The following is a 21,466-nucleotide window of genomic DNA, read 5'->3' as shown; positions in this document are numbered from 1 at the left end:
TCTTACCTCTTTTTCATACTGGTTGTTTTGTTCAGTTTTCAAAGAGCAATTGAATCTTTTGTCGATTTTTGCGACATGAATTAATTTATCATGTTTCAAATTGGTTGTCAACACTTTTTTAAATCTTGTTTAAAATTCTTTTCGCACGGTCAAATAATTGTCCGAGGTGACGAACCACTGAAAATCACAACAAAAATAACTATACCATAGTATTTTTAATCATGCAAGAAGAATTTTATATTTTTCATACCAAACTAATAAATCATCTTTTTCAGCTTTTCTTATACTGACTTCTAGCCGGTATATATGGCAGGCAATCTTCTTTGCTAGCCACACGCAACAGAAGTTGAAAGAGTTTTTCATACCTTTCTCTCATCGACTTCTTCAGTAATGCGTCGATACGATTGTCTTCCAAATCCATTAATAGTTCTTCTAACTCCCGTTTGATTAAATACTCCATTTCCTTTTGTTCCATTTCATTTATTAATAATTCCAGCATTCCTGTTCACTCCAAACATATTAACTTTTTTCACCATTTCTTCCTTTACCTAATATAATTATACGCATATATGCGGGTTAAGCAGAATTTCGTCGGTTATTTATAGATTTTCTGTTTTCATGTTAATTTACTATTCCCGAATTTTCTCTTCATACAACATCTTTTTAAACTTTCTTCTAAACCCAGCTCATTACATGATGTTTTTCATTTTTTTAGTTTCCCATCATATAGATGAAGTAAGGACAAGTTATCCAAGGAGGAACGAAAATGGATCATTTCTATGTATTCAGCTTTAAAAAGAGAAGAAGATATTTCACGCTTAGTCTTGTATTGCTATTAGCCGCTGGTTTTTTCATATTTCAATCCAACATACTTGGCAGTAACGCAAGTGATGAAGTTGCACTAACAAAGGGGAGCGTGGAAGAACCGAATATTGCACTTACCTTTAACATCAGTTGGGGAGAGGAGAAAGTTCATGATATCCTCGATACATTGAAACAGGAAGAAGTACAAGCAACCTTTTTCCTAAGTGGAGAGTGGGCAGAGCGTCATCCGGCCATTGTTGAAAAAATCACAGAGGATGGACATGAAATTGGAATACTCGGGTATAGATATAAAAGCTATGTAGAACAGGATTTGGAAGAAGTGAGGAGAGACTTATTCCTTGCTCAAGAAGCATTTGAAAAGCTTGGATTTGAAGATATCAACTTACTTCGGACTCCTAGCGGACGGTTTAATGAAGAGATTCTGGATCTTGCTGAATCAATGGGATTTGAAGTGGTGCACTGGAATATCAATCCAAATGATTGGAAGAACCCAGGTACAGAAAACATTGTAGATGTTGTTATGAATGATACAACGAATGGAGATATCATTCTGCTTCACGCATCCGATAGGGTCAAACAGACGGCCTCCGCTCTAGAAACAATTCTACCTGGTTTGAAAAGTAAAGGATTAAATTTTGTACCAATTAGCGAGTTAATCAGTCAAGCCCATGCCGATATTGAGTTGATTGAGTAATTTTTTCAGATTGGGATAACCATCCCTCTGTTCTCACCACCATAAAGTGAAATTTCATTCAGCGGGGGGTTTCCTACCGTTTCCTACCTCCCCCACTGAATCTTAGTGGAACGGAATCAGGGATTTACAAACTGTATATCCCCCACCTTCACTTCACATCTTGGGCTTCCTCCTGTTTAGGGGTGGGGTATTATAGACCGTTAATGCGTGATAAAAGGAGACCTACAGTTTCTACAAGGAATCTTTTCTTAATAGAAAAGCGCCAACCTCAAAATTTGGTCCGGCGCTTTTTGCTTCATTTTTAGTAAGTTAATCCATGGCCAAGCTTATACACATTTCCTAATTGATCACTCAAAGGGAGTCTGAGCGGTAATGCACTTGATGATCGATATTTTCCCGTTAAGACTTTGAGCTCGGCCAAATACATATAACCTTTCCGAAGACTTCTTACTTCTAAATTTAGTCGTTTTTCCCTTATATTGATGCCCTTCTTTAACTCGTTGATCTTTCTCTCCCTAGCAAAAGGCTTATACAGGTGAATAATTTAGGTTATATCATATATTAAAGCCGAGCCTTTCCTATAGACTCAAGCTTTTTTACGCTTTTGTTGTTGCGGTTTGTTTGACATTCTTTTTCGGTGTTGTTGTTTCTTTTCTAGCTGGGTCTTTCTTAGACTTGCCGTCTACACGGTTTGCGATTCGGTGTAGGCCAATGATTTGGTACGTATTACATGCAAGTAACGGGGCAAACATTAACCAGACGTAATCCGGACCTTCCGCCATAAGAGCCGGCGTCCATTCTAACGTTGTAATGACAATCATGAAAAACAATGTCGGAATAAAAGCAGATTTATTTGTTTCTTTCTGTTTTAGCTTGGCGACAAACCAAGAATAAAGGTAGAAGAGTAAGGTGCCAAAAATCAACCAATATATTCCTATTTCCCCATCAGACCCTCTGTATGGGAAATAAATTAAATCAAATAATACAAATACGATTAACACAATCTGCACTGCTGGCCAAAAAGAACGAAATAAACTAATTCCGAACCGGTGAATATATAAGTAAGCAAAATATCCAGTCATACTGACAACAGCGAAAGTAAAGCCTAAACCAACAAAAAATGTCAGTAATCCTAATAATTCCATCCAATTGATTGGATTAAGATAGGCAGCATATGTATCCCACTTAACAAAAAAACTTATAATAATACCAGTAGCTCCACCGATGACTAACGTATTGAATAAAAACTTAATCAATTTACGAATATTCAATGTAAATCCTCCTACACTTTCCATGCGTATGTTTGTATTTTAACACGAACAGCAGCTTTTTTCCTCATTTTAACTGTATAGTTGGTAAATTTGTCAATCATATTATAACTAAAAGCAAAGCGCCCGGGTAGCGACGTACACATTGTGCCTTCTAGGACGAAGGGTAGTTCAATATTGCCACATACGTGAGCGTTTATCGGATTTCCTTTTACACAGAGGTGCTGGAAATCCGCTAGTCGCCGGCACGGGAGCTGGACATAAAATGAAAGGTGGTTCATCATGAAAAAGCTTTTCTTCCTCATTCTCTTCATTATTCCCCTAACAGCTTGTGGCGGGAATCAGGCGGCAAAGGATCAAGCAGATTATGAGCAGACAAAAAAGATGGTTGTCGATATCTTGCAGACTGAAGATGGTAAAAAAGCATTAACCGAATTATTCCAAGATGAGAAAGTGAAGCAAGAACTTACAATCCAATCCGATGAAGTGAAATCTGCGATAAATGAAGTATTAGTGAGTGACAAGGGAAAGGAAATGTGGCAATCACTCTTCAAGGATCCAAGTTTTGTCAAAGGATATACAGAAGCTATTCAAAAAGAGCAAACAAAATGGATGAAGAATTTAATGAATGATGCAGAATATCAAAAGCAGGTGCTCGAATTACTGCAGAATCCAGAGGTAACAGCATTGATCTTGGCAACCTTAAAAAGTCAGCAATTTCGCGCTCATTTGGAAGAAACAATCCAGCAAACATTGGAAACCCCGCTATTCCAAGCAAGAATCCAAGAAATTCTTCTAAAAGCCGCTGAAGAACAAGCAAAACAAAATGGTGGAGGTCAGGAGAACAACCAGCGGCAACAGGGTGGTGGTGATGAGCAACAAGGTGCCGAAACACAAAATGAACAAGGAGCTGGCGCTGGTGGTGGAGGCGGTTAAAATAAAAAAGAGCCCTCAGGCTCTTTTTTATTTTCATTCTTCCACTTGGGCAACAATTTTCGCAGCGATTCGGCGGAATTCCTGTCCAGTTGGATGGTCTTCTTGATAAACGGATGGCGCGAATACTTCATCATCCATATATGGTTGCTGGAGCGGTAGTTGGCCAAGTACTTTCGTCTTCAATACCTCAGCGAGCTTTTTCCCGCCGCCTTTACCAAAGACATGTTCTTTTTCCCCCGTCACTTTACTTTCAAAGTAAGACATATTCTCGATAACTCCGAGAATCTCATGGTTCGTCTTCATTGCCATCTGACCAGCACGGGCGGCAACAAATGCGGCCGTCGGATGCGGTGTTGTAACGATTACTTCCTTACAAGTTGGAAGAAGCTCATGAACGTCCATTGCAATATCTCCTGTCCCTGGTGGAAGGTCGAGCAATAGATAATCCAAGTCACCCCACTCCACTTCAGAAAAGAAGCTATTCAGCATCTTACCAAGCATTGGACCGCGCCATATGATCGGCGAGTTATCTTCAACAAAAAAGCCCATGGAAATGACTTTCACACCGAAGCGTTCCACTGGGATAATCTTTTTCCCGCGGACGATTGGACGTTCTTCAATTCCCATCATATCCGGCACACTGAACCCGTAGATATCTGCATCAATAACCCCAACCTTCTTTCCGAGCCGTGCAAGCGCTGTTGCAAGATTAACGGTTACTGTCGATTTACCGACACCACCTTTACCAGATGCCACTGCAATAAAGTGCGGATTCACACCACCCATTAAGGAAGCTTCTTTCGCCTGATCGACAGCTGGTTGATGTTCTCGTATGATTTCATCTGGCAATTGTTCGAAACGTAGTCCTACGGTTGTCGCACCATTTTTCTTTAGAATCCCAACAATTTCTTGTTGCATCTGCATCTGTTCGCCGGTATTCAGTTTGGAAATTCCAATCTTCACACTGACGTGCTTTTTTTCCTCCCTAATGGTAACGTTCTTAATCCCGTCTGTTTCTGCTAATGTTGTATGTATAAATGGATCCCTTACCGGACCTAAGAGTTCCATCACTTGTTCTTTCGTTAGCAATGTTGTCACCATCCTTATCTGCATTTATGTACATCCTCAAGTATAACATAAACAACTGGAAACCTAAGTAAAATGCATTGTGATGACGGTTTCACTCTTCCGCTTCAGCTGGCTCTGTAATATAGCGTAGTAACCCCCGGTAAATACTTGCTGCCATCTGTTCCTGATAGTCCTTTTGCTTCAATAACTCCCGCTCTTCAACATTTGATAAAAAACCAATTTCAACAAGAGCACCTGGTGCCTCTGCATGTTTCAACAGATAAATTCCATCAATCTTTAGCGCCTCCCGGTCTGTATTCTCTAGATTACCCCTAATTTCCGCTTGGATCATACGAGCAAGATGTGCATTTTCCTCAAAAGATGGATAATAAAATGTCTGGGCTCCCCGCCATCTCTCTGAAGGTAGAGCATTCAAATGGATGGTCAAAAATAAATCAGGCTGCTTACCCTCAATAAATTGAAGTCGATTTCTTATGTCTTCCGATTTTCTACGGGAGAGTCCTTTCGTATCTTCATGAGCAAGATCCTCGTCCGCTTCTCGGGTTAAATAAACAAGCGCACCTGCCTGTTGTAAATAGCGCTGCAGTTGTTTCGTAACCGCCAGCGCAATATCTTTTTCTACTGTATCATCCTTGCCAACCGCCCCTCCATCCGGTCCGCCATGCCCCGGATCAAGGACAATCACTTTTCCCGATAATGGGAGTGACCAAGACGCCCAAGTCTTATCCGTCTCCTCAATCGGCATTTGAATCAAATACACTAAAATAAAAAGTCCAAAAAGCCATGTCCCAAGTTTAAAAAGACGCTCCATCCCGTCGCCACCTTTACTATATTACTCAACCTTTTAATATCAAATTAAATGAAAGCAATCCACAGTTTTTCAACATTAGGCTGCGTAAGTTGAGTATGTTATTAAAATTTTATGGGTGACTGGAAGGGATTATGACTAGGGATATGTGATAAGCTAGGGTGAAGGAGCAAAAACTTCCACGTAAGAAAGTTTCGTTTTATAATAAGGATAACGTGGTATGATAAATATATAATGACGGAGAGGAGTTTTTACGATGATTTGGATTGGAATCGGATTAATCATCATCGGAATTGCCCTATTAGCATTAACTGGCATATTAATTAAACCGCTTAATAAGATAGCTGCTATTTTAGCTGACGTAAAAGACACAACGAAGGATCTTCCTGAGACGGTAAAAGATATTAGCAACCAAGCAAATGCGGCCCTCCATACTGGTGTAGATACGCTTCAGCAAATAAATGGACAATTAAAGGAACTGACTCCTATCTTTTACCTTGTTGGAGATGTAGGTAGAGCAACACATGAACTCTCCTCTAAAATGGTGAATGCTGTGGAAGACTTCGAACGGAAAGAAACCGGTACATTTGCCACAAGGAAAAATTTGGAAGCATTATATGGTGCGGCCACCCTAGGGATGATGGTTATCCAGAAGGCTAGAGAATTCAGTAAAGAGAGAAATGTAATCGACAACGAATAATCATTAATTAAAAAAATGCATGGTATCCGCTGAAAAACAGGTACCATGCATTTTTATTACTCCTTTGCGGCTAAGCGTGCATCTTGTTTAATCTTCTTGATCAGGTCCGCGCGCTCTGCACCATCCTGGTAGAGCTTTCTTTCCCACGCTTGCGCTTTTTCGAGTAATGAGGGGTCGTCCGCATGCTCATCCCGGTAATTTGCAATAACAGCAAGCACGGCACCGCTCACAATGCCACTAGCAATCGAACAGATTAGATTTTTAGTTACCACCAGTAAATTCCCCTTCAGCATCGTCATTCTTTAATTGTTGGCGCCGCTTCAGCCAGTAATATCCCAATGCGAAAGAACCGTATATACCACCCAATTTATTCGTATCGGCAATGCCTTTACCTGCCTCACTCTTCTCTTTCATCGAGTCGGTTACGTCTACTAAAGATGATGTAAGCTTTCTTGTCGCATTCCCAACGTCACCAACAATATAGAATAATGGGCTCAATTGCTCCATCTTCACATTTACGTCAGCTAAAGTCTGATTACTCTCCCGAATAATATTAGATGTTTCATTCAACATATCATCAAGCTGTCCAGGCAGCTGCTGAACAGTTTTATCCACTCCGTCCAAGACACCAGCCAAATTATTCAACACATGAGCCACGAACACAGCTAACACAAGAAATGCAACACCAATTAATAATACTCCTACACCAACTAATGTCATGTCTATCCCTCTCTCCCTGTTACTTCTACTATATCATGTTCTTCTTGAATCATAAGTTCATTCTTTTGCTTCGGCTGCTTATCTTTCCACGTGCCATACAATTGCACCGCAACTTCACTCCATTTAATTCCTTCAATAAACGGCTTTACTTTACGAGCCATTTCCTCGTCCGTTAAATTGCCTAACCCACTTTGTAGCGCAGTATTGGCAGATTGAACAGACTCACCGAATAATTGGACCGAGTCAAACATACTGTCCGTTGCTTGGACCTTTTCCGTTACATCAGCCATTAACTCATCCGTCTCTTTTATCGTCTGCGAAAGAACTGGCGTCATCTTCTCGACCCGCTCTTCGGCACTACCTATTGTTCCACGTAACGTTTGTATTGTGTTCGTCACACGCTTCAGGACGAAACAAATATAAACGACCGTGATCAGAAAGGCGATGGCTACAAGTAAAATACTAAGATAAATAAGTCCCATATGTACTGTCCCCCTCCTTTAGCATCCACATATACAGGCATCTATTATAGTGATATTATACCACTAGATGGTGTAATTAAAACTTTTAACGTTTCACAATTCTTCCCTGCCTCTCTTTTTCAAAAAGATTATTTTCAAAACAGGCGGGGTATAGAGTCTATAGTAGGAAGTTTACTGGAGGTTAATGGATAATGGGTAAAATAAAAGGATTTGGAAAAGAATTATTGCAGAAGCTTAAAGAAGATAATATTACATTCCTAGCTGCCGCCTTGGCTTATTATTTCCTGTTGGCGATTTTTCCATTATTGATCGTCGGCTTTGCAATTATCCCTTATTTCAATATTTCAGCAGACGACGCGCTCGGTTTCTTCTCTACCGTCTTACCTGGAGAAATCGCCTCTTTATTTGAAGAAAATATTGTCAGCCTAGTCGAAACCCCAAGAGGCGGATTACTAACCGTCGGGATCATCGGTGCATTATGGTCGGCATCAGGCGGGATTAATGCATTCATTAAATCATCGAATGAAGCATTTCATGTGGAGGAAACCCGCTCGTTTATTACTGTTCACTTAATTTCACTTGGTCTCACAATCGGACTGATTATTTCTGTCATTGTCGCGATTCTTTTACCGGTTCTCGGAGACGTTATTTTACGATTAGTTGGATCGGTTATCGGATTGACCACAGGAATGGGGGTTTTGCTGCATATCTTGCGCTGGCTGATTAGTATCATTGTTCTTACGACATTTATCATGTTGTTGTACCGCTTTGCACCGAATAAGAAGATTTCCTTTAAGCATATTATCCCTGGAGCTTTAGTTGCTAGTCTGCTTTGGCAGATTATTTCATTCGGATTTTCAATTTATGTAAGTAATTTTGGTAACTATTCGGCAACATACGGGACACTTGGTGGGGTGATCATTCTCATGACATGGTTCTTCCTGACAGGGCTTATCCTGATGCTTGGAGCAAGTATCACTGTTATTTATCATCGCTATAAAACCCACAACGCTACAGAACTTCATAAGGCAGCGAATATTTAGGCGATATAGATGAAAATCAATCTATATAGGTTGAATAAAACAAATGGTATTCTTGGCTGGTGCGAATTTTACAGTTGTAATGAATTTGTTTTAGGGCTGATGCTTAAATTCCAGTTGTGGTGTGGGTTCGGTCAGGAATAGTGCGCAATTCTCAGTTGTCGTTCGAATTCGAACGTATACCAGGGGATTGCGCACCACATTCAAACTAGCTAGGACTTTTACTAACTATTTCTTCTTATCGCGCTAAAATAGCAATGTTTCATGCTACCTATAAACCGTACGTGGGGCTATTCTTTCTACTTTTGTTATTTTCGCCTGTGCTGGAAAAGATTCCATTATAGGTCCTTCTATTTCGACTGAGATATAGTCGCCGTTCTTGAAAAAAAGCCCATCTTTATTTGTGAGTTTATTCGGAAGAGAAAGGATATCCATCCCTCTCTCTTTAAAGTAATCTTCATAGTCATCCCCTGTGTCAGTCTTTTCGTCCGTATCTTCTGTAGGAGTGATTAATTCAAAAGAGTATGTTTGGAAATACCTGTCCATATAATAATAATATTCTTCTTCCTCATCTCCCACTAATCTTTCACGTATATCGACATAATCAAAAAAGAAATAACCTGTTACTGTTGTTATACTTGGACTCTCTGGTTCTTGATTCACCATTCCGTTATCAGAATTTACTGTAGATTTAGGATCTTTGTTTTCCAATGGTTTGAATTCATAATTGATAAATACGATTATGCACAGCAGGGAGATTGCAATGAGTGAATATATAATTTTGCGCATCCGATTACCTTCTTTACTTTATGGACTTTTTATAAATAAAATTTTTATTGAATCTAATGCAGCCCCCAAGTTTAAATCCAAATCCCTGTAACCGGCTGAATGAACACCAATAATCCGATTATTAACATTATCTAAAATAGGTGCCCCGCTTTGACCCCCAAAAGTATCAATCGTATAATGCAGTCTACCATTACTTTCTAAGGTAGCAGGACCACTCATAATGTATTGTCTTTGTCCTAAATCTGCAGGGTATCCACCAATCTTCACGTTCCTATTGGTTGCAACTTCTAAATCTAACACACCAACTCTTGACGACAGATCGTCAGCGAGATCAATAACTCCGAAATCATATTGATTTGCTAATGTATTTATATATTCCGCCGGTAACTTTATTGATGTGGCACTTGATACTTCATCATAATTTCCATTGTTATAGCCCGTAAATACTGATACTCCCACCGGATGACCCTCAATCAATTTTTCGTCATCTAATTTATATAGGCAATGTGCAGCTGTTAAAATCCTACTACCTCCTAGATTTTTGGGAACTACAGCCCCTGAACATCTATATACGTAAAGCTTTGAGTCTAAACTTAAATAATATTGATTGATGTAAACTGTTTGTTTATATGGAGCTCAACTTTCGCAGAGTAAAAATGACATCTAACCTTTATCTGGTAAAGTACTTTTGGAAATTCATTATGGACCTTGACATCTGCCTACTATAAAAAAGAAAAACACCTCCACTTTTGGTATAGTTTAATTGTCTAGAAAAAACTACCAAATAGAAGAGGTGCCTCCTACTATGATAGCGAATAATGACCAAAATAATCAAATGCCAACCGAATTAAAATCTGGTTTTAATGAATTAGAGATGCTTAAACATTTGCGGAAAGCCGGTATCACCAAAGGATTTGGGTTTTCTTGTGCTTATTTATTTCAGCTCCTATTTTGTTTAATTTTCGAACAGAAAAATTGGTTTCGATTGCTTGAAAGCAAAAAATCAGAAAGTCTGCCAGGGAAAGACACCATCTATCGCTTTTTAAACTATTCCAAGTATAATTGGCGCCGTTTTTTACTTTCACTAAGTGCTTCAACCATTTCTAAAGTAAGTCGGTTGACCAAAAACGATCGTCCAAAAGTGTTAATCGTTGATGACTCTGCCTATGAACGGAACCGGAGTAAGAAAGTAGAATTACTGGCTCGCTGTTTTGATCACGCATCTCAAAAAATGCGTTTTTACAAAGGTTTTCGTATGCTTACGCTTGGTTGGTCGGATGGTGCCACTTTCATGCCAGTCGACTTCTCCTTATTAAGCTCAAAGAAGTCAAAAATCAATGATATTTCGAATAAAGTAGACAAACGCACTTCTGGTTATAAAAGACGGGAAGAAGCCCTACAAACAGCTCCAGAACAACTACCATCTATGATTTCACGGGCACTTTCTGCAGGAATAGACGCATCTTATGTGTTAATGGATAGTTGGTTTACCCAGCAGCCACTGATTCAATCGATTGTGGAACAAGGTATAGACGTGATTGGTATGGTGAAAGCTACCAATCAACGTTATTTAGTTGATGAAAAACGGGTTAATTTAAAAGAACTTTATCGTCTAGCGAAACCAGCATCGGGAAACAAAAGTATCTTGCGCTCTATTCATACAACGATGGCAAACGGAGTACCAGTAAAAGTTGTATTCGTTCGAAATCGCAATAAAAGAAGTGAATGGTTAGCTATCTTAAGTACGGATTGTACGTTAACAGAAACAGAGATTATTCGAATTTACGGAATGCGCTGGGACATTGAAGTCTTTTTCAAGGCGACAAAATCTCTGTTGAAATTACAAAAGGAATTTCAAGGTAGATCCTATGATTCACTAATCAGCCACACGACGATTGTCTTTTCAAGATATATCCTTTTGTCTTGGCAAAACCGCTGTAGTACAGATGACCGCACACTTGGCGGGATGTTTTATGAACTTTGTGACGAAGTAAATGAACTGGATTGGGCAGTTGCATTACAACAACTAATCGAGCTTCTTGAAGATGCTTTGAATAAAACGAACAAGAAATTCAAAAAGTTAATCAAAAGTCAACTACAGTATTGGTTTGCGGGATTACCTAACTATCAAGGTATACCTGCCTAGTTTGGGCTGCGAAAGTTGAGTATGGAGTTATACCAATATTTTGTACTAATTTTCTACCATCTGAACCTATTACTTTATTTGGTGAGATTATATTAGATGCCCATTTAAAATCATCTACAAATATTACCTCATTAATTTTATGATCAGAATTTAAGTTATTCCATTGTCTTAATATCCCATTTTCGTCTAGCTCTATTATATTGTTTAAAAAACCAGTATCAACATCTATACTTTTAATTACTTTTTCCTGCTGTTGAGTATTAACACCTTTTTCGACAGGTACTATATTAACGGTGAGTGATTCTGCGCTCGCATAAAATGGTTTACTTAGAATTGCTACAATGAGTATCATAAGTACTGATAATAATTTCTTCATCATCAAAATTCCCCCTCGTTATTTATTTGTCTTTAATATTAATATAATTGTCAGAAAAAATCAACATATCAAATTTTATGAAATGGCTTAATTCCACAATAAATCTAGTGATAGGGTTCTAACTCTATATCAATTATTTTCTCCGTTCCAATTGAATACCAATTGAATGAATTTCATAATTCACAGTCCTTGTCTCCCATCGGTTTTGAGAGATGAAAAAAGAAGCACCTCCCCAAATCTTGTATAATGGTAATATCCACAAAACCATAAAAAGACTGAAGGAGTGCTTCTTATGACCATTATACGACAACCAAGCCTATTTGGCATCCAAGAATTATACAACATGGAACCTACTCAAAAGTACGAAGCGATTATTTCTACGATAGATGTGGATGCCATCTATCATGCAGTAACTAAAAAGTCACGTTTTGGTGCACCTGAAGAACTAAATTATGCGGCCATGATTATTTCCTGTTTTGTGAGATATGTAGAACGAATCCCAACTATTAAAGATCTGATCAAACGTCTCCATGAGGATATTGCTTTTAAACTAAATTGTGGATTCCTCGTATCGGATGCCGTTCCGTCAGAAGCCTCTTACTCTCGGCTTGTGACGAAATTACTGGAGTGCGACATACTGGAGAAACAAAAAGAAAAAGTTGTGCTTCAAGCTATTGAAGAAGGCTTTATCACAGACGATACAGTTGCCATTGATGCCACTCATTTTGAAGCTCGTGACCAAACGCCTCCGAAAGAAGAAAAGCCAAAGTCCGAGCAGAAAAAACGTGGGCGCAAAACAAAAGAAGAGCGTGAACAGTGGCTAAAAGACCAAGCCGAAAAAGAAGCAACTATGCCTTTATATGAAAAGAAAATAGAAGCACAATTAGATGTTCCTTTAGCGGAGTTGCGTTCCGAAGTTCCCATAGAGCCAAAATGGGGCGTAAAGAAGAACTCGGAAGGAAAAAATGTTTTTTGGTTTGGCTACAAAGCTCACTTAATCGTTGGCACATCCAGTCAATATATTTTGGATTCACTCTTTTCATCAGGAAATCTAAATGATGGGAAGGCTGCCATCCCGTTGCTTAAGGGAATTCATGAGCGCCTTCCTCAACTGAATTTACGTTATAATACGATGGATGCAGGCTATGACTTTGAACCGATTTACGAGCAAGTCCATCGGATGGGACAACAATCTGTGATTGCATACAACAAGCGAAATGAAGGGGAACTTCTGGGTTACGACAAACACTTTGCCCCAACATGTTTTCGTGAGCATTCGTACCGTTATGATAGCTTTGATGCCAAATATGAAACACTAAAATACACGAGCCCAAAAGAATGCAGGGAATGCCCTTTAGCGAATGAGGGCATCTGTCAAAAGGTTTATAAAATGAAAATAACGAAAGACCTTCGGAAGTATACTGCTCCAGCCCGCGGTTCCAAAGCATGGGACAATATTTACAAACGTCGCACCGCTGTAGAACGCGTGAACGCCTATCTTAAAGAATGGTTCCAATTGAACAATGTTCGTTATCGTACGGGAAAGCGTGCAAAAGTCCATTTTGACATGGTAACCCTTGTTTATAATGCATCAAAGCTCGCCGCGGATCGTATCGATGCGCAATTAAATCCATCACAAACTGCATGATTTCTGTTTTTAAAAATACAATTTAGAAATTCTGTACGTCTTTGTATTTTTAAAAAGAGCAATTATGAAATTGACTCAATTCTTTAAATAATAAGAACATTTATTTCGCTCCAAGGTTCTTAATCCTGCCTTCTGTTTTCCAATTCGATCACAGTGACGGGAGGAATAACTACTACCATCTCATTTATATATCAACAAAAATAAGGTACAATCCATATGCGTGATTGCACCTCTATTTCATTTACTTTTTGATTTTTTACGATTCAAAACTAAACTCGTACAGGTTACTTTTATCTTGCTAATAGACCACTGACAAATGGCTGCAACCAGTTATTCCCCTTCATATGAAACGATTCTTTCGTTACTTGCTTCCATTTTAACGGGGTAATGTAAGATGCTCCTTCTCTAAGTTGGCGAACTGGAGCTTCAGCTAGCGTCGAGGCCACCTCTAGTCCGGAGTTTATTTCAAATTTTTGATCTTCATATAGTCCGGTCTCGACTGCCTTCTGTTCCAGCCTACCAGCACTGGTCATTTGCCAAACGGACCCATTTAATAAAGCATCCTCAAAAATAGTGGTCGCACCTAGCGATTCTTCAAGTGTAATCGCAAGCGTTCCATGGTAGCCTGGTAATAGCTCTGCTTCTATTTCAGTTTCAGCCTCTGCTTCCGTTTCCTCGTCCTCTATATCTTCTTCTAAAGTATCTTCTTGGAAACTCGCAGAAAACGGGTAAATACTTTCTTTTTCCACGTTAAGTTCAGCAGGGGAATCACCAAGCAACTCCACCGTACCTTCTAAAAGAACATCCGTTTCCTCCAGTTGTAAAACAGCATTCATGCCTTCTTCCACTTCCAACCGTTCCGCTTCACTTAAATCACCTGTTGCATGGAGTTCTGTACTTTCAATAACAATCAATGGATTGCTAAGATCTGTTGAGATATGTTTTATTTTCCCTCCGAAAGGACTCTCATATGTAATCATATCCCCTGTATCACGAAGTTCTGCCAATTGATTTTCCAATGTCGTCAATTCAATCGTTTTTGCTGCTAATTCTTGTTCTTTCTCCGCGATAAATTGTTCTTTCATCAATTCTGCTTCAACCGGTGACTCTGGAAGCTCAACGAAAATATCTTCCTCGGTAATCAAAACGGAACTCGATGGATTAAATTCATTCGCAGGAATTTGGTATGCCTTCATTTGAGAAATCGCTTGTTCAGTGGCAGTGATTTCTCCTTGCACACGTTCCAGCTCCTGAAGTAAATCCGATTCGGTTTCATAATAGTTTTCCACACGGAAGGTGAATAAGCTTGAACCCGGTGTCACTTCTTCTCCAACTGACACAAGAAACTGCTGGAAAATTCCTTCCGTCCTGTCAAAGTAAATCTCCTCTTCATCCGCAGCCGCTAAGACAACTGGTTTATACAGCTCCCGCTTTAAATCCGCAGTGACGCTTTCCGACCATTTATTCACATAAGAGACCCGATCGACCCGTGCTTCGTCGTCTAAGTAGACAAGCAGTAAATTTACAGCTATAAATACAAGTATTCCTAATTGAATAAAGTGACTTCTCCTCATTCAAACCACCGACCTATCATATAAGAATCAGCGAATGCAATGGTTCCCGCAAGAACCCAACCGAGAACATGGAGCAACAAGATAAATGCCCATAACGTTCGACTTCCGACTTCAGAGAGCGTATGTAAAAACCGGTATTGGAACCAAATAATCCAAAATTGAAACAACGTAATTGCACCAAAGAAATAAATAAACCAATCGATTTCCGTAATATAGGAAGCGATGATTCCAAAGGATAGCGGGGATACAAACCAATCCAGTCCTGCAAATAAGGCAAGAGGAATCCATAGAAGCCTTTCGATCAACATGACCGCAAGCACGACTTGCTGCATGATGGCGAGTTTCCCGTACGGTATTTCCGTAATCAAGTAGAAGATCAGACTCGGTATAAAAAGAAGGAACGCGGCAAATAGGGCACCATAGATCATTCGTCCAATGACAAACCATAATTTACTCGTTTCATATTCCATTGCACCAAGTTCCGCTACTCCTCCCGACAAAATGGAACTGCCGATGCCTAAATAAGCCATCCATCCATAGATAATTATCGTCGCGAGAATCAATAGAGTACTAGTTTTTCTAACGTTGGATAGTTTTTCCGCTTGTCTAATCCGAAAGATATGGTCATAGATTGATGTGAAAAATTTAAACAACTGGACACGATAGAGCATGATTCGACTTCCTTTTTAAGTTTATATGTAGTGACTTACATTTTAACCTATGTACCGAATAATTTCTATGTATTACATTAAAAAACTTGACATTTCGCCAAGCCTTTACGGCGAATGCTTGTTGAACTTATGCAGAAATAAAACTTTCTTTTATAGTAACCAATTCTTTGCATTTTAAATAAACACCCTTATTTGTTTGCCAAACCAACAAAATTAATATATACTTAACATTACATGTAAACGCTTTATAACTCAAGAGAAGCCATGATTAATCTTTAAAACATCTTTACTCGTTTGTTTGAAGTCTATCAATTTCTATTTGTGTTCTACCCCACAGAATTAGAGGATTTGTTATAATAATTACGAGGGATGAAAGCACTTGCATTATCTTAAATAAACATTAAGATATTTACAATTCATGATGTATCATCCAGACGTATGAAGGGGGAACCGAAATGGTTATTGGGGATGGCGCCTATATAAAAAAAATAAACAGGTCGCTGATTTTGCAAAAGATTATTGAACATGAATTTATTTCACGAGCGGAAATTGCTAAGATAACAGGCTTAAATAAAGCAACGATTTCCGTCCAAGTTGCTGATTTATTGAACGAAAAGCTCGTGCAAGAAACACAACAGGAACATAACACAGTCGGCAGGCGTCCGATTATGCTTTCCATTAATGGAAATGCTGGTTATGTTCTCGGTATCGATCTTGACTTTAAAGAAATTAAATTTCAAATTGCGGATTTACAAGGAAATATAGTGGAAGTCAATACAATGGCGATCCATACAGAAGTGTACGAAGAAGTCCTTTATATTCTTGTTGAAGAAATCCGCAATTACAAGGAAAAGTATTCTACAAGTCATTATGGACTTGTTCAAACGATCATCGGTGTGCACGGTACCGTAAATAACGATGAATGGATTCAATTCATTCCGAGATTGCAATGGAGCAACAAGGACTTGAAATCAGATATTGAAAGGGAAATCGATATAGATATTTCGATTGAAAATACAGCGAACCTTTCCATTTTTGCTGAAAGAGTTTATAAATATCCTGATAGCGATAACATGCTTGGTATCGTACTGGGTTCGGGGATTGGGGCAGGAATTATTAACGATGGTAAACTTGTAAAGGGACACGATGGTTATGCTGGAGAAATTGGTCATATGATTATCTTTCCGTTTGGACAAGAGTGCAGATGTGGTAACTCGGGCTGTTGGGAGCTTTATGCAGCAGAGTCGGTTGTCTTTTCACAGTTGATGGAAAAGCTTGACCGCCCGAGCTTAAATTATCATGACATTAAGCAATTACTGGCTGCAGAAGATCCAGAAACTTATGATGTAATGAGAAACTTTATCAGTTATATATCCATTGGATTAAACAATATGATTAATTCCTATAATCCTGAAACATTGATTATTAACAGCGAGTTATTGAAGGTATATCCAAATGCTATTGAAGAGATTGTCGCAAACTTGCAGTCTTCGGTCTGTGTGTATGGCCAAATCGTCTTATCTGACCTTGGAAAAGATGCTAGTGTTTTAGGGGCAAGCGCGCTTGCAATCCAGAACTTTTTTGAAGTCAAAGAAGTAGTCTTCTCCCGGGAGGAAGTTCTAGCTTAGTAAGTAAAAGCTGAAATAAAAACGAGTCATTCAAAATGGAATGACTCGTTTTTTAATTTCATAGCGTACTATAAAATAAAAAGCTGTGATAACTTAGGTATCCAGGGCTAGCCACGTCCGGCTCCAGCGCCCAGCAACTAGCAAACTTCACACTCCTCCAATCGATAAGTCAACATCAACTCAAAACTAAAGGAGGGCCGCTTAAGTACGGGCTAAAGCCCAACAGCGGCATACCCCTAAAGGGGCATGTTTCCTTTATCTCATTCCGGAGTGCTCCAGTTTGTACGTTGCTACGACGCACAGGATGTGCTAGTACAGGCATTGCGACAGGACGTCGCGAACTTAGACTGTAAGGGCGCTTGCGCCTTTGTTCTTAAAACCAGTTCGTATGGAACGTTCCTTCTTTATCTTTACGCTCGTACGTATGGGCACCAAAGTAGTCGCGTTGTGCTTGGATTAAGTTTGCTGGTAAATCTTCCGCACGGTAGCTGTCATAGTAAGCAATTGCGCTTGAGAATGTTGGTACTGCAATACCATGCTTTATTGCAAGTGCAACAACTTCACGCAATGCATCTTGATAGCCTTCCACAATCTCTTTGAAATATGGGTCTAGCATTAAGTTCGCTAAGTTTGCATTGTTATCATAAGCATCTTTGATCTTTTGCAAGAAGTCTGCACGGATAATACATCCTCCACGCCAAATCATTGCAATGTCACCATACTGAAGGTCCCAATTGTTCTCTTCAGATGCTGCACGCATTTGTGCGAAACCTTGCGCATAGGAAACAATCTTACTCATGTACAGAGCTTTACGTACCTTTTCAATCAATTCCTTGCGGTCACCATCAAACTGGGATGGGGTTGGGCCAAACAACACTTTGCTTGCTGCAATACGTTCATCTTTCAAGGAAGAGATGAAGCGAGCAAAGACGGACTCTGTAATAAGTGGTAGTGGCACTCCAAGGTCAAGGGCGTTCTTACTTGTCCATTTACCAGTTCCTTTTTGACCAGCTTTATCCATAATTACCTCTACTAGCGGTTTGCCTGTTTCGTCATCTTTCTTCTTAAAGATGTCTGCAGTGATTTCAATTAAGTAACTGTCAAGTTCGCCTTTATTCCACTCAGCGAATACTTCACTTAATTCATCAGCTTCCATGCCAAGAACATGTTTCAGAATGAAGTATGCTTCTCCGATTAATTGCATGTCGCCATATTCAATCCCGTTATGAACCATCTTCACAAAGTGACCTGCCCCATTTGGTCCAATGTACGTAACACATGGGTCGCCTTCAACTTTTGCGGAGATTGCTTCAAAGATAGGTGCAACAAGTTCGTAAGCTTCCTTCTGTCCGCCTGGCATGAGAGATGGACCTTTTAAAGCACCCTCTTCCCCACCGGATACACCAGTACCGATAAAGTGAATACCTGTTTCGTCCAACATTTTATTACGACGCATTGTATCTTCATAAAGTGTGTTTCCACCATCGATTAGAATATCGCCTTCTTCTAAATACGGTTGTAATGATTCGATTGTCGCGTCTGTAGCTGGTCCCGCTTGAACCATCAACATGATTTTACGTGGTTTCTCTAGGGAATTTACAAATTCTTCAATTGTTTCTGCACCAACAAAATTCTTGCCTTTCGCTTCGTTTGCTAAGAATTCCTCTGTTCGTGCGTATGTACGGTTATACACTGCAACGGAATAACCTCTGCTCTCAATATTCATTGCCAGGTTCTTACCCATGACCGCTAAGCCAATTACACCAAATTGTTGTGCCATATTATTCCCATTCCTCTCATAGATTATGGTTTTTATATTATTATAAATGCTCTATCTAACTGGTATTCAAGATTACATCCGGAACCTAAAGGGACAATTTAATCTATTTCCCTAAACTACTTCATTAAAAAAATAAAGATTCCTCTCCATCCTTGTCCTATCAATTAATTGACTGACTAAACAAATTAAGTATTTCATAATTATATCATATCGGACTAGTACAGGTTTTACAAGTGATAATGCGTGGGAATACATTGTAGAAACTGCGGATTCATCATATAATAACTATAACAAATTACAGGAGCGACTGTGTATGAATAACATTATTTTATTTGATGGTGATTGCCACTTTTGCGATGCGAGCGTCCAGTTTATTATTAAAAGAGATCAAAAAGCTGTTTTCTCATTCGCTTCCCTCCAAAGTGAAACAGGAAAACAACTTTTAGCTGCATACGAACTCTCCGGGAACATCGACAGCATGGTGCTTATTGCTGACGGGAAAGCCCACCTTAAATCGAGTGCTGCCTTACGGATTGCCAAGGAGTTATCAGGTATTTGGAAATTAGCGTATGCCTTAATCATTATGCCACGTCCAGTTCGGGACTTATTTTATGATGTAGTCGCTCGAAATAGATATAAGTGGTTTGGGAAAAAGGAAAGCTGTGCAATCCCTTCCCCTGAGGTAAGAAAAAGGTTTTTATAAAATGAAAGTAAATTAAATCCTATTGGAGCGGTGGGAATTCATTCTTGTCTATTTCATTATACATTCGATTAGAAATTCCCGATCTTCCGGAAACGATAATTCAAGTTCTTTTATTTCTTGTACATTCTTCCAGGCTATCCCATGAATGAGTTGATCAGGATCTTGAATACTTCTAGTACCGCCAATAATTTTTACTAAGAAATAATGGACTTCTGCAGAAATATTATATTCTTCATATTTTCTTTTTTTCACTTTCATTTTTTTGATAATTTCTGTTTTATATCCCGTTTCTTCTTCTATTTCCCTCATGCAACAATCTTCAAATGTCTCATTCAGTTCTTTTCCACCAGAAGGTACGGACCATGTTCGTCTCTCGTCAGGCGCACCTTGCAAAACCATCAATAACTCGCTTTTTTCATTTATACAGACGCCAGCGGCTCCTCGCCATTCCTCCATACGAAAGCCCCCTTTAAGATTTGTGATGTCATCTCGTATAAAACTTTCTAAGCCCTCTTTATCTTTTATTTACAACAATTCTCTCGCAAGCAACCGATACACATCCAACCGTTTCTCCTGCGAATGCGGGATACTCACAATCATTGCTTCATCAAAGCCATACTGCTCCTGCTGCTCCTTTAACGTTGCTGCCACTTCTTGCGCACTGCCTACAAGATGTAACTTACGATTATCTTGAATCTTCATCTTATCCACTTCTGTTAATGGATAATCTTTTGCCTCTTCTGGTGTAAGGACTTGCATATTTTTCCCCTTCTCGAAAAGCAGACGCCAAATATCCTGTGGTTTCGCTTCGAATTCTGCTTCTTCTTTCGTTTCCGCAGTCGTCACCATGTAGCAAACATTAATCTCCGGTTTATCCATGAAACTGGAAGGTTTGAAGCTGTTCTTATAAATATCAAACACTTCTTTTTCCATCTCCCCGGTGAAAAACTGTGCATAGGAATACCCAATACCGCTGCGTCCGGCCTGTGTTGCACTATCACCTGTTGAACCGAGTAACCATGCTTCTGGTAACGTGACTTGATACGGGGAAGCAATCATTCGCTGATATAACGGATCATCTGGGGCCTCGTCGTTGATGAGCTGAAGTGCTGTTTCCAATTTTTCATACATATTATGGACCATCGGCTGCCTTCCTTCTGATAAGGCATAGATTGAATAATTATCGCCTCCAGGAGCTCTTCCTACTCCGAAGTCTATTCGCCCTGGAGAAAAAGCGCTCAATGTTTTAAACACTTCAGCCATTTTCAATGGGGAATAATGCATCATCATAATACCGCCTGTTCCAATCCGGATGTTTTTTGTCTTTGCTGCTAAATGGGCGGCGATGATTTCCGGTGCGGAACTTGCAAGTGTGTTCGTGTTATGGTGTTCTGCCATCCACATTCGGTGGTACCCTAATTCATCCCCTAAGATAGCCAACTCTTTCGCTTTCTTTAATGCATCAGATGCTCGGTTTCCTTTTGTAATCGGAGCTTGATCCAGTATGCTTAACTTCATTCTATCGATCCCTTTCCAACATTTTTTAATCTACAGCCTAGTATAATACATCATTCCACGAACACCATTCA

The 21,466-nt window shown here is 39.4% G+C and carries 21 protein-coding genes and 1 pseudogene; 8 read left to right on the top strand and 14 right to left on the bottom strand.

Going from position 1 to position 21,466, the window contains the following annotated elements; all coding sequences use genetic code 11:
• Positions 1-271: 271 nt before the first annotated feature.
• A complete protein-coding gene (locus tag IEX94_RS13875) occupies positions 272-499 on the bottom strand; it encodes a hypothetical protein (RefSeq protein ID WP_188858335.1) in 228 nt (75 codons plus the stop codon).
• A 267-nt stretch (positions 500-766) separates the two neighbouring features.
• On the opposite strand from IEX94_RS13875, the gene pdaB reads away from it, so the two are divergent.
• The gene (gene pdaB, locus IEX94_RS13870) at positions 767-1,519 is read left to right on the top strand and encodes a polysaccharide deacetylase family sporulation protein PdaB (RefSeq protein ID WP_156857534.1); all 753 of its coding nucleotides are present in this window, start codon (positions 767-769) and stop codon (positions 1,517-1,519) included.
• A gap of 596 nt (positions 1,520-2,115) precedes the next feature.
• Here the strand turns inward: pdaB and IEX94_RS13865 are convergent.
• Positions 2,116-2,790 (bottom strand): KinB-signaling pathway activation protein, encoded by a 675-nt coding sequence (locus IEX94_RS13865; protein ID WP_156857533.1) that lies wholly within the window; start codon positions 2,788-2,790, stop codon positions 2,116-2,118.
• 279 nt (positions 2,791-3,069) lie between these two features.
• Between IEX94_RS13865 and gerD the strand changes: the two genes are divergently transcribed.
• A complete protein-coding gene (gene gerD / locus IEX94_RS13860; RefSeq protein ID WP_188858334.1) occupies positions 3,070-3,723 on the top strand; it encodes a spore germination lipoprotein GerD in 654 nt (217 codons plus the stop codon).
• 33 nt (positions 3,724-3,756) lie between these two features.
• On the opposite strand, the gene salA is transcribed toward gerD, so the two are convergent.
• Together salA and cwlD are read right to left on the bottom strand one after the other, a co-directional pair.
• Entirely contained in the window at positions 3,757-4,812 is a 1,056-nt protein-coding gene (salA, locus tag IEX94_RS13855) for an iron-sulfur carrier protein/transcriptional regulator SalA (protein ID WP_156857538.1), read from the bottom strand.
• 91 nt (positions 4,813-4,903) lie between these two features.
• Entirely contained in the window at positions 4,904-5,623 is a 720-nt protein-coding gene (gene cwlD / locus IEX94_RS13850) for an N-acetylmuramoyl-L-alanine amidase CwlD (RefSeq protein WP_188858332.1), read from the bottom strand.
• Positions 5,624-5,876: 253 nt separating this feature from the next.
• On the opposite strand from cwlD, the gene IEX94_RS13845 reads away from it, so the two are divergent.
• A complete protein-coding gene (locus tag IEX94_RS13845; RefSeq protein ID WP_188858330.1) occupies positions 5,877-6,320 on the top strand; it encodes a DUF948 domain-containing protein in 444 nt (147 codons plus the stop codon).
• A 56-nt stretch (positions 6,321-6,376) separates the two neighbouring features.
• On the opposite strand, the gene IEX94_RS13840 is transcribed toward IEX94_RS13845, so the two are convergent.
• From IEX94_RS13840 to IEX94_RS13830, 3 genes are read right to left on the bottom strand one after another with little or no spacing between them, the layout of a single operon-like run.
• Positions 6,377-6,592 (bottom strand): hypothetical protein, encoded by a 216-nt coding sequence (locus tag IEX94_RS13840; RefSeq protein WP_188858328.1) that lies wholly within the window; start codon positions 6,590-6,592, stop codon positions 6,377-6,379.
• Positions 6,582-7,040 (bottom strand): DUF948 domain-containing protein, encoded by a 459-nt coding sequence (locus IEX94_RS13835; protein WP_188858326.1) that lies wholly within the window; start codon positions 7,038-7,040, stop codon positions 6,582-6,584. The genes IEX94_RS13840 and IEX94_RS13835 overlap by 11 nt, the downstream gene beginning before the upstream one ends.
• Before the next feature lie 2 nt (positions 7,041-7,042).
• The gene (locus IEX94_RS13830; RefSeq protein WP_188858324.1) at positions 7,043-7,522 is read right to left on the bottom strand and encodes a DUF948 domain-containing protein; all 480 of its coding nucleotides are present in this window, start codon (positions 7,520-7,522) and stop codon (positions 7,043-7,045) included.
• A 191-nt stretch (positions 7,523-7,713) separates the two neighbouring features.
• On the opposite strand from IEX94_RS13830, the gene IEX94_RS13825 reads away from it, so the two are divergent.
• Positions 7,714-8,565 (top strand): YihY/virulence factor BrkB family protein, encoded by an 852-nt coding sequence (locus IEX94_RS13825; RefSeq protein ID WP_188858322.1) that lies wholly within the window; start codon positions 7,714-7,716, stop codon positions 8,563-8,565.
• Positions 8,566-8,829: 264 nt separating this feature from the next.
• On the opposite strand, the gene IEX94_RS13820 is transcribed toward IEX94_RS13825, so the two are convergent.
• Positions 8,830-9,351 (bottom strand): DUF3221 domain-containing protein, encoded by a 522-nt coding sequence (locus IEX94_RS13820; protein WP_188858320.1) that lies wholly within the window; start codon positions 9,349-9,351, stop codon positions 8,830-8,832.
• Positions 9,352-9,369: 18 nt separating this feature from the next.
• On the bottom strand, positions 9,370-9,963 hold the full coding sequence (locus IEX94_RS13815; protein WP_188858340.1) for a trypsin-like serine peptidase: 594 nt from the start codon (positions 9,961-9,963) through the stop codon (positions 9,370-9,372).
• A gap of 193 nt (positions 9,964-10,156) precedes the next feature.
• Between IEX94_RS13815 and IEX94_RS13810 the strand changes: the two are divergent.
• Together IEX94_RS13810 and IEX94_RS13805 are read left to right on the top strand one after the other, a co-directional pair.
• Positions 10,157-11,516, top strand: a pseudogene (locus tag IEX94_RS13810) (IS4 family transposase).
• 649 nt (positions 11,517-12,165) lie between these two features.
• Entirely contained in the window at positions 12,166-13,521 is a 1,356-nt protein-coding gene (locus IEX94_RS13805; protein WP_188858318.1) for an IS1182 family transposase, read from the top strand.
• A 290-nt stretch (positions 13,522-13,811) separates the two neighbouring features.
• On the opposite strand, the gene IEX94_RS13800 is transcribed toward IEX94_RS13805, so the two are convergent.
• The gene (locus IEX94_RS13800; protein ID WP_188858316.1) at positions 13,812-15,095 is read right to left on the bottom strand and encodes an efflux RND transporter periplasmic adaptor subunit; all 1,284 of its coding nucleotides are present in this window, start codon (positions 15,093-15,095) and stop codon (positions 13,812-13,814) included.
• Positions 15,092-15,766, bottom strand: a complete 675-nt coding sequence (locus IEX94_RS13795) for a hypothetical protein (RefSeq protein ID WP_188858314.1) — start codon at positions 15,764-15,766, stop codon at positions 15,092-15,094. The genes IEX94_RS13800 and IEX94_RS13795 overlap by 4 nt, the downstream gene beginning before the upstream one ends.
• Positions 15,767-16,221: 455 nt before the next feature.
• Here IEX94_RS13795 and IEX94_RS13790 point away from each other — a divergent pair, with 455 nt between their 5' ends.
• Positions 16,222-17,394, top strand: coding sequence for an ROK family transcriptional regulator (locus IEX94_RS13790; protein ID WP_188858312.1), 1,173 nt, complete (start codon positions 16,222-16,224; stop codon positions 17,392-17,394).
• A gap of 373 nt (positions 17,395-17,767) precedes the next feature.
• Here IEX94_RS13790 and gnd read toward each other — a convergent pair whose 3' ends face one another.
• Positions 17,768-19,174 carry an NADP-dependent phosphogluconate dehydrogenase gene (gnd, locus tag IEX94_RS13785; protein WP_188858310.1) on the bottom strand — a complete coding sequence of 469 codons (1,407 nt, stop codon included), beginning with the start codon at positions 19,172-19,174 and terminating at the stop codon, positions 17,768-17,770.
• A 313-nt stretch (positions 19,175-19,487) separates the two neighbouring features.
• Between gnd and IEX94_RS13780 the strand changes: the two genes are divergently transcribed.
• Positions 19,488-19,877, top strand: a complete 390-nt coding sequence (locus tag IEX94_RS13780; protein WP_188858308.1) for a thiol-disulfide oxidoreductase DCC family protein — start codon at positions 19,488-19,490, stop codon at positions 19,875-19,877.
• A 48-nt stretch (positions 19,878-19,925) separates the two neighbouring features.
• Here the strand turns inward: IEX94_RS13780 and IEX94_RS13775 are convergent, their stop codons facing one another.
• Positions 19,926-20,333: an NUDIX hydrolase gene (locus IEX94_RS13775; protein ID WP_188858306.1), complete on the bottom strand. Its 408-nt coding sequence runs from the start codon at positions 20,331-20,333 to the stop codon at positions 19,926-19,928.
• 69 nt (positions 20,334-20,402) lie between these two features.
• Positions 20,403-21,395, bottom strand: a complete 993-nt coding sequence (locus IEX94_RS13770) for an LLM class flavin-dependent oxidoreductase (protein WP_188858304.1) — start codon at positions 21,393-21,395, stop codon at positions 20,403-20,405.
• Between the last annotated feature and the right edge of the window lie 71 nt (positions 21,396-21,466).

The organism is Oceanobacillus indicireducens (genome assembly GCF_014647195.1).
Taxonomy (GTDB): Bacteria; Bacillota; Bacilli; order Bacillales; family Amphibacillaceae; genus Oceanobacillus; species Oceanobacillus indicireducens.
Note: the sequence above shows the minus strand (reverse complement) of the source record. Positions and strands in the feature narration are given on the sequence as shown.

What these genes read in the sequence shown, in the direction of transcription:
- gnd (WP_188858310.1), bottom strand. Translation starts at nt 19,174, where the DNA reads ATGGCACAACAATTTGGTGTAATTGGCTTAGCGGTCATGGGTAAGAAC.
- IEX94_RS13800 (WP_188858316.1), bottom strand. Translation starts at nt 15,095, where the DNA reads ATGAGGAGAAGTCACTTTATTCAATTAGGAATACTTGTATTTATAGCT.
- IEX94_RS13790 (WP_188858312.1), top strand. Translation starts at nt 16,222, where the DNA reads ATGGTTATTGGGGATGGCGCCTATATAAAAAAAATAAACAGGTCGCTG.
- IEX94_RS13825 (WP_188858322.1), top strand. Translation starts at nt 7,714, where the DNA reads ATGGGTAAAATAAAAGGATTTGGAAAAGAATTATTGCAGAAGCTTAAA.
- cwlD (WP_188858332.1), bottom strand. Translation starts at nt 5,623, where the DNA reads ATGGAGCGTCTTTTTAAACTTGGGACATGGCTTTTTGGACTTTTTATT.
- gerD (WP_188858334.1), top strand. Translation starts at nt 3,070, where the DNA reads ATGAAAAAGCTTTTCTTCCTCATTCTCTTCATTATTCCCCTAACAGCT.
- IEX94_RS13770 (WP_188858304.1), bottom strand. Translation starts at nt 21,395, where the DNA reads ATGAAGTTAAGCATACTGGATCAAGCTCCGATTACAAAAGGAAACCGA.
- IEX94_RS13780 (WP_188858308.1), top strand. Translation starts at nt 19,488, where the DNA reads ATGAATAACATTATTTTATTTGATGGTGATTGCCACTTTTGCGATGCG.
- IEX94_RS13875 (WP_188858335.1), bottom strand. Translation starts at nt 499, where the DNA reads ATGCTGGAATTATTAATAAATGAAATGGAACAAAAGGAAATGGAGTAT.
- pdaB (WP_156857534.1), top strand. Translation starts at nt 767, where the DNA reads ATGGATCATTTCTATGTATTCAGCTTTAAAAAGAGAAGAAGATATTTC.
- IEX94_RS13775 (WP_188858306.1), bottom strand. Translation starts at nt 20,333, where the DNA reads ATGGAGGAATGGCGAGGAGCCGCTGGCGTCTGTATAAATGAAAAAAGC.
- IEX94_RS13835 (WP_188858326.1), bottom strand. Translation starts at nt 7,040, where the DNA reads ATGACATTAGTTGGTGTAGGAGTATTATTAATTGGTGTTGCATTTCTT.
- IEX94_RS13805 (WP_188858318.1), top strand. Translation starts at nt 12,166, where the DNA reads ATGACCATTATACGACAACCAAGCCTATTTGGCATCCAAGAATTATAC.
- IEX94_RS13820 (WP_188858320.1), bottom strand. Translation starts at nt 9,351, where the DNA reads ATGCGCAAAATTATATATTCACTCATTGCAATCTCCCTGCTGTGCATA.
- IEX94_RS13845 (WP_188858330.1), top strand. Translation starts at nt 5,877, where the DNA reads ATGATTTGGATTGGAATCGGATTAATCATCATCGGAATTGCCCTATTA.
- IEX94_RS13830 (WP_188858324.1), bottom strand. Translation starts at nt 7,522, where the DNA reads ATGGGACTTATTTATCTTAGTATTTTACTTGTAGCCATCGCCTTTCTG.
- IEX94_RS13795 (WP_188858314.1), bottom strand. Translation starts at nt 15,766, where the DNA reads ATGCTCTATCGTGTCCAGTTGTTTAAATTTTTCACATCAATCTATGAC.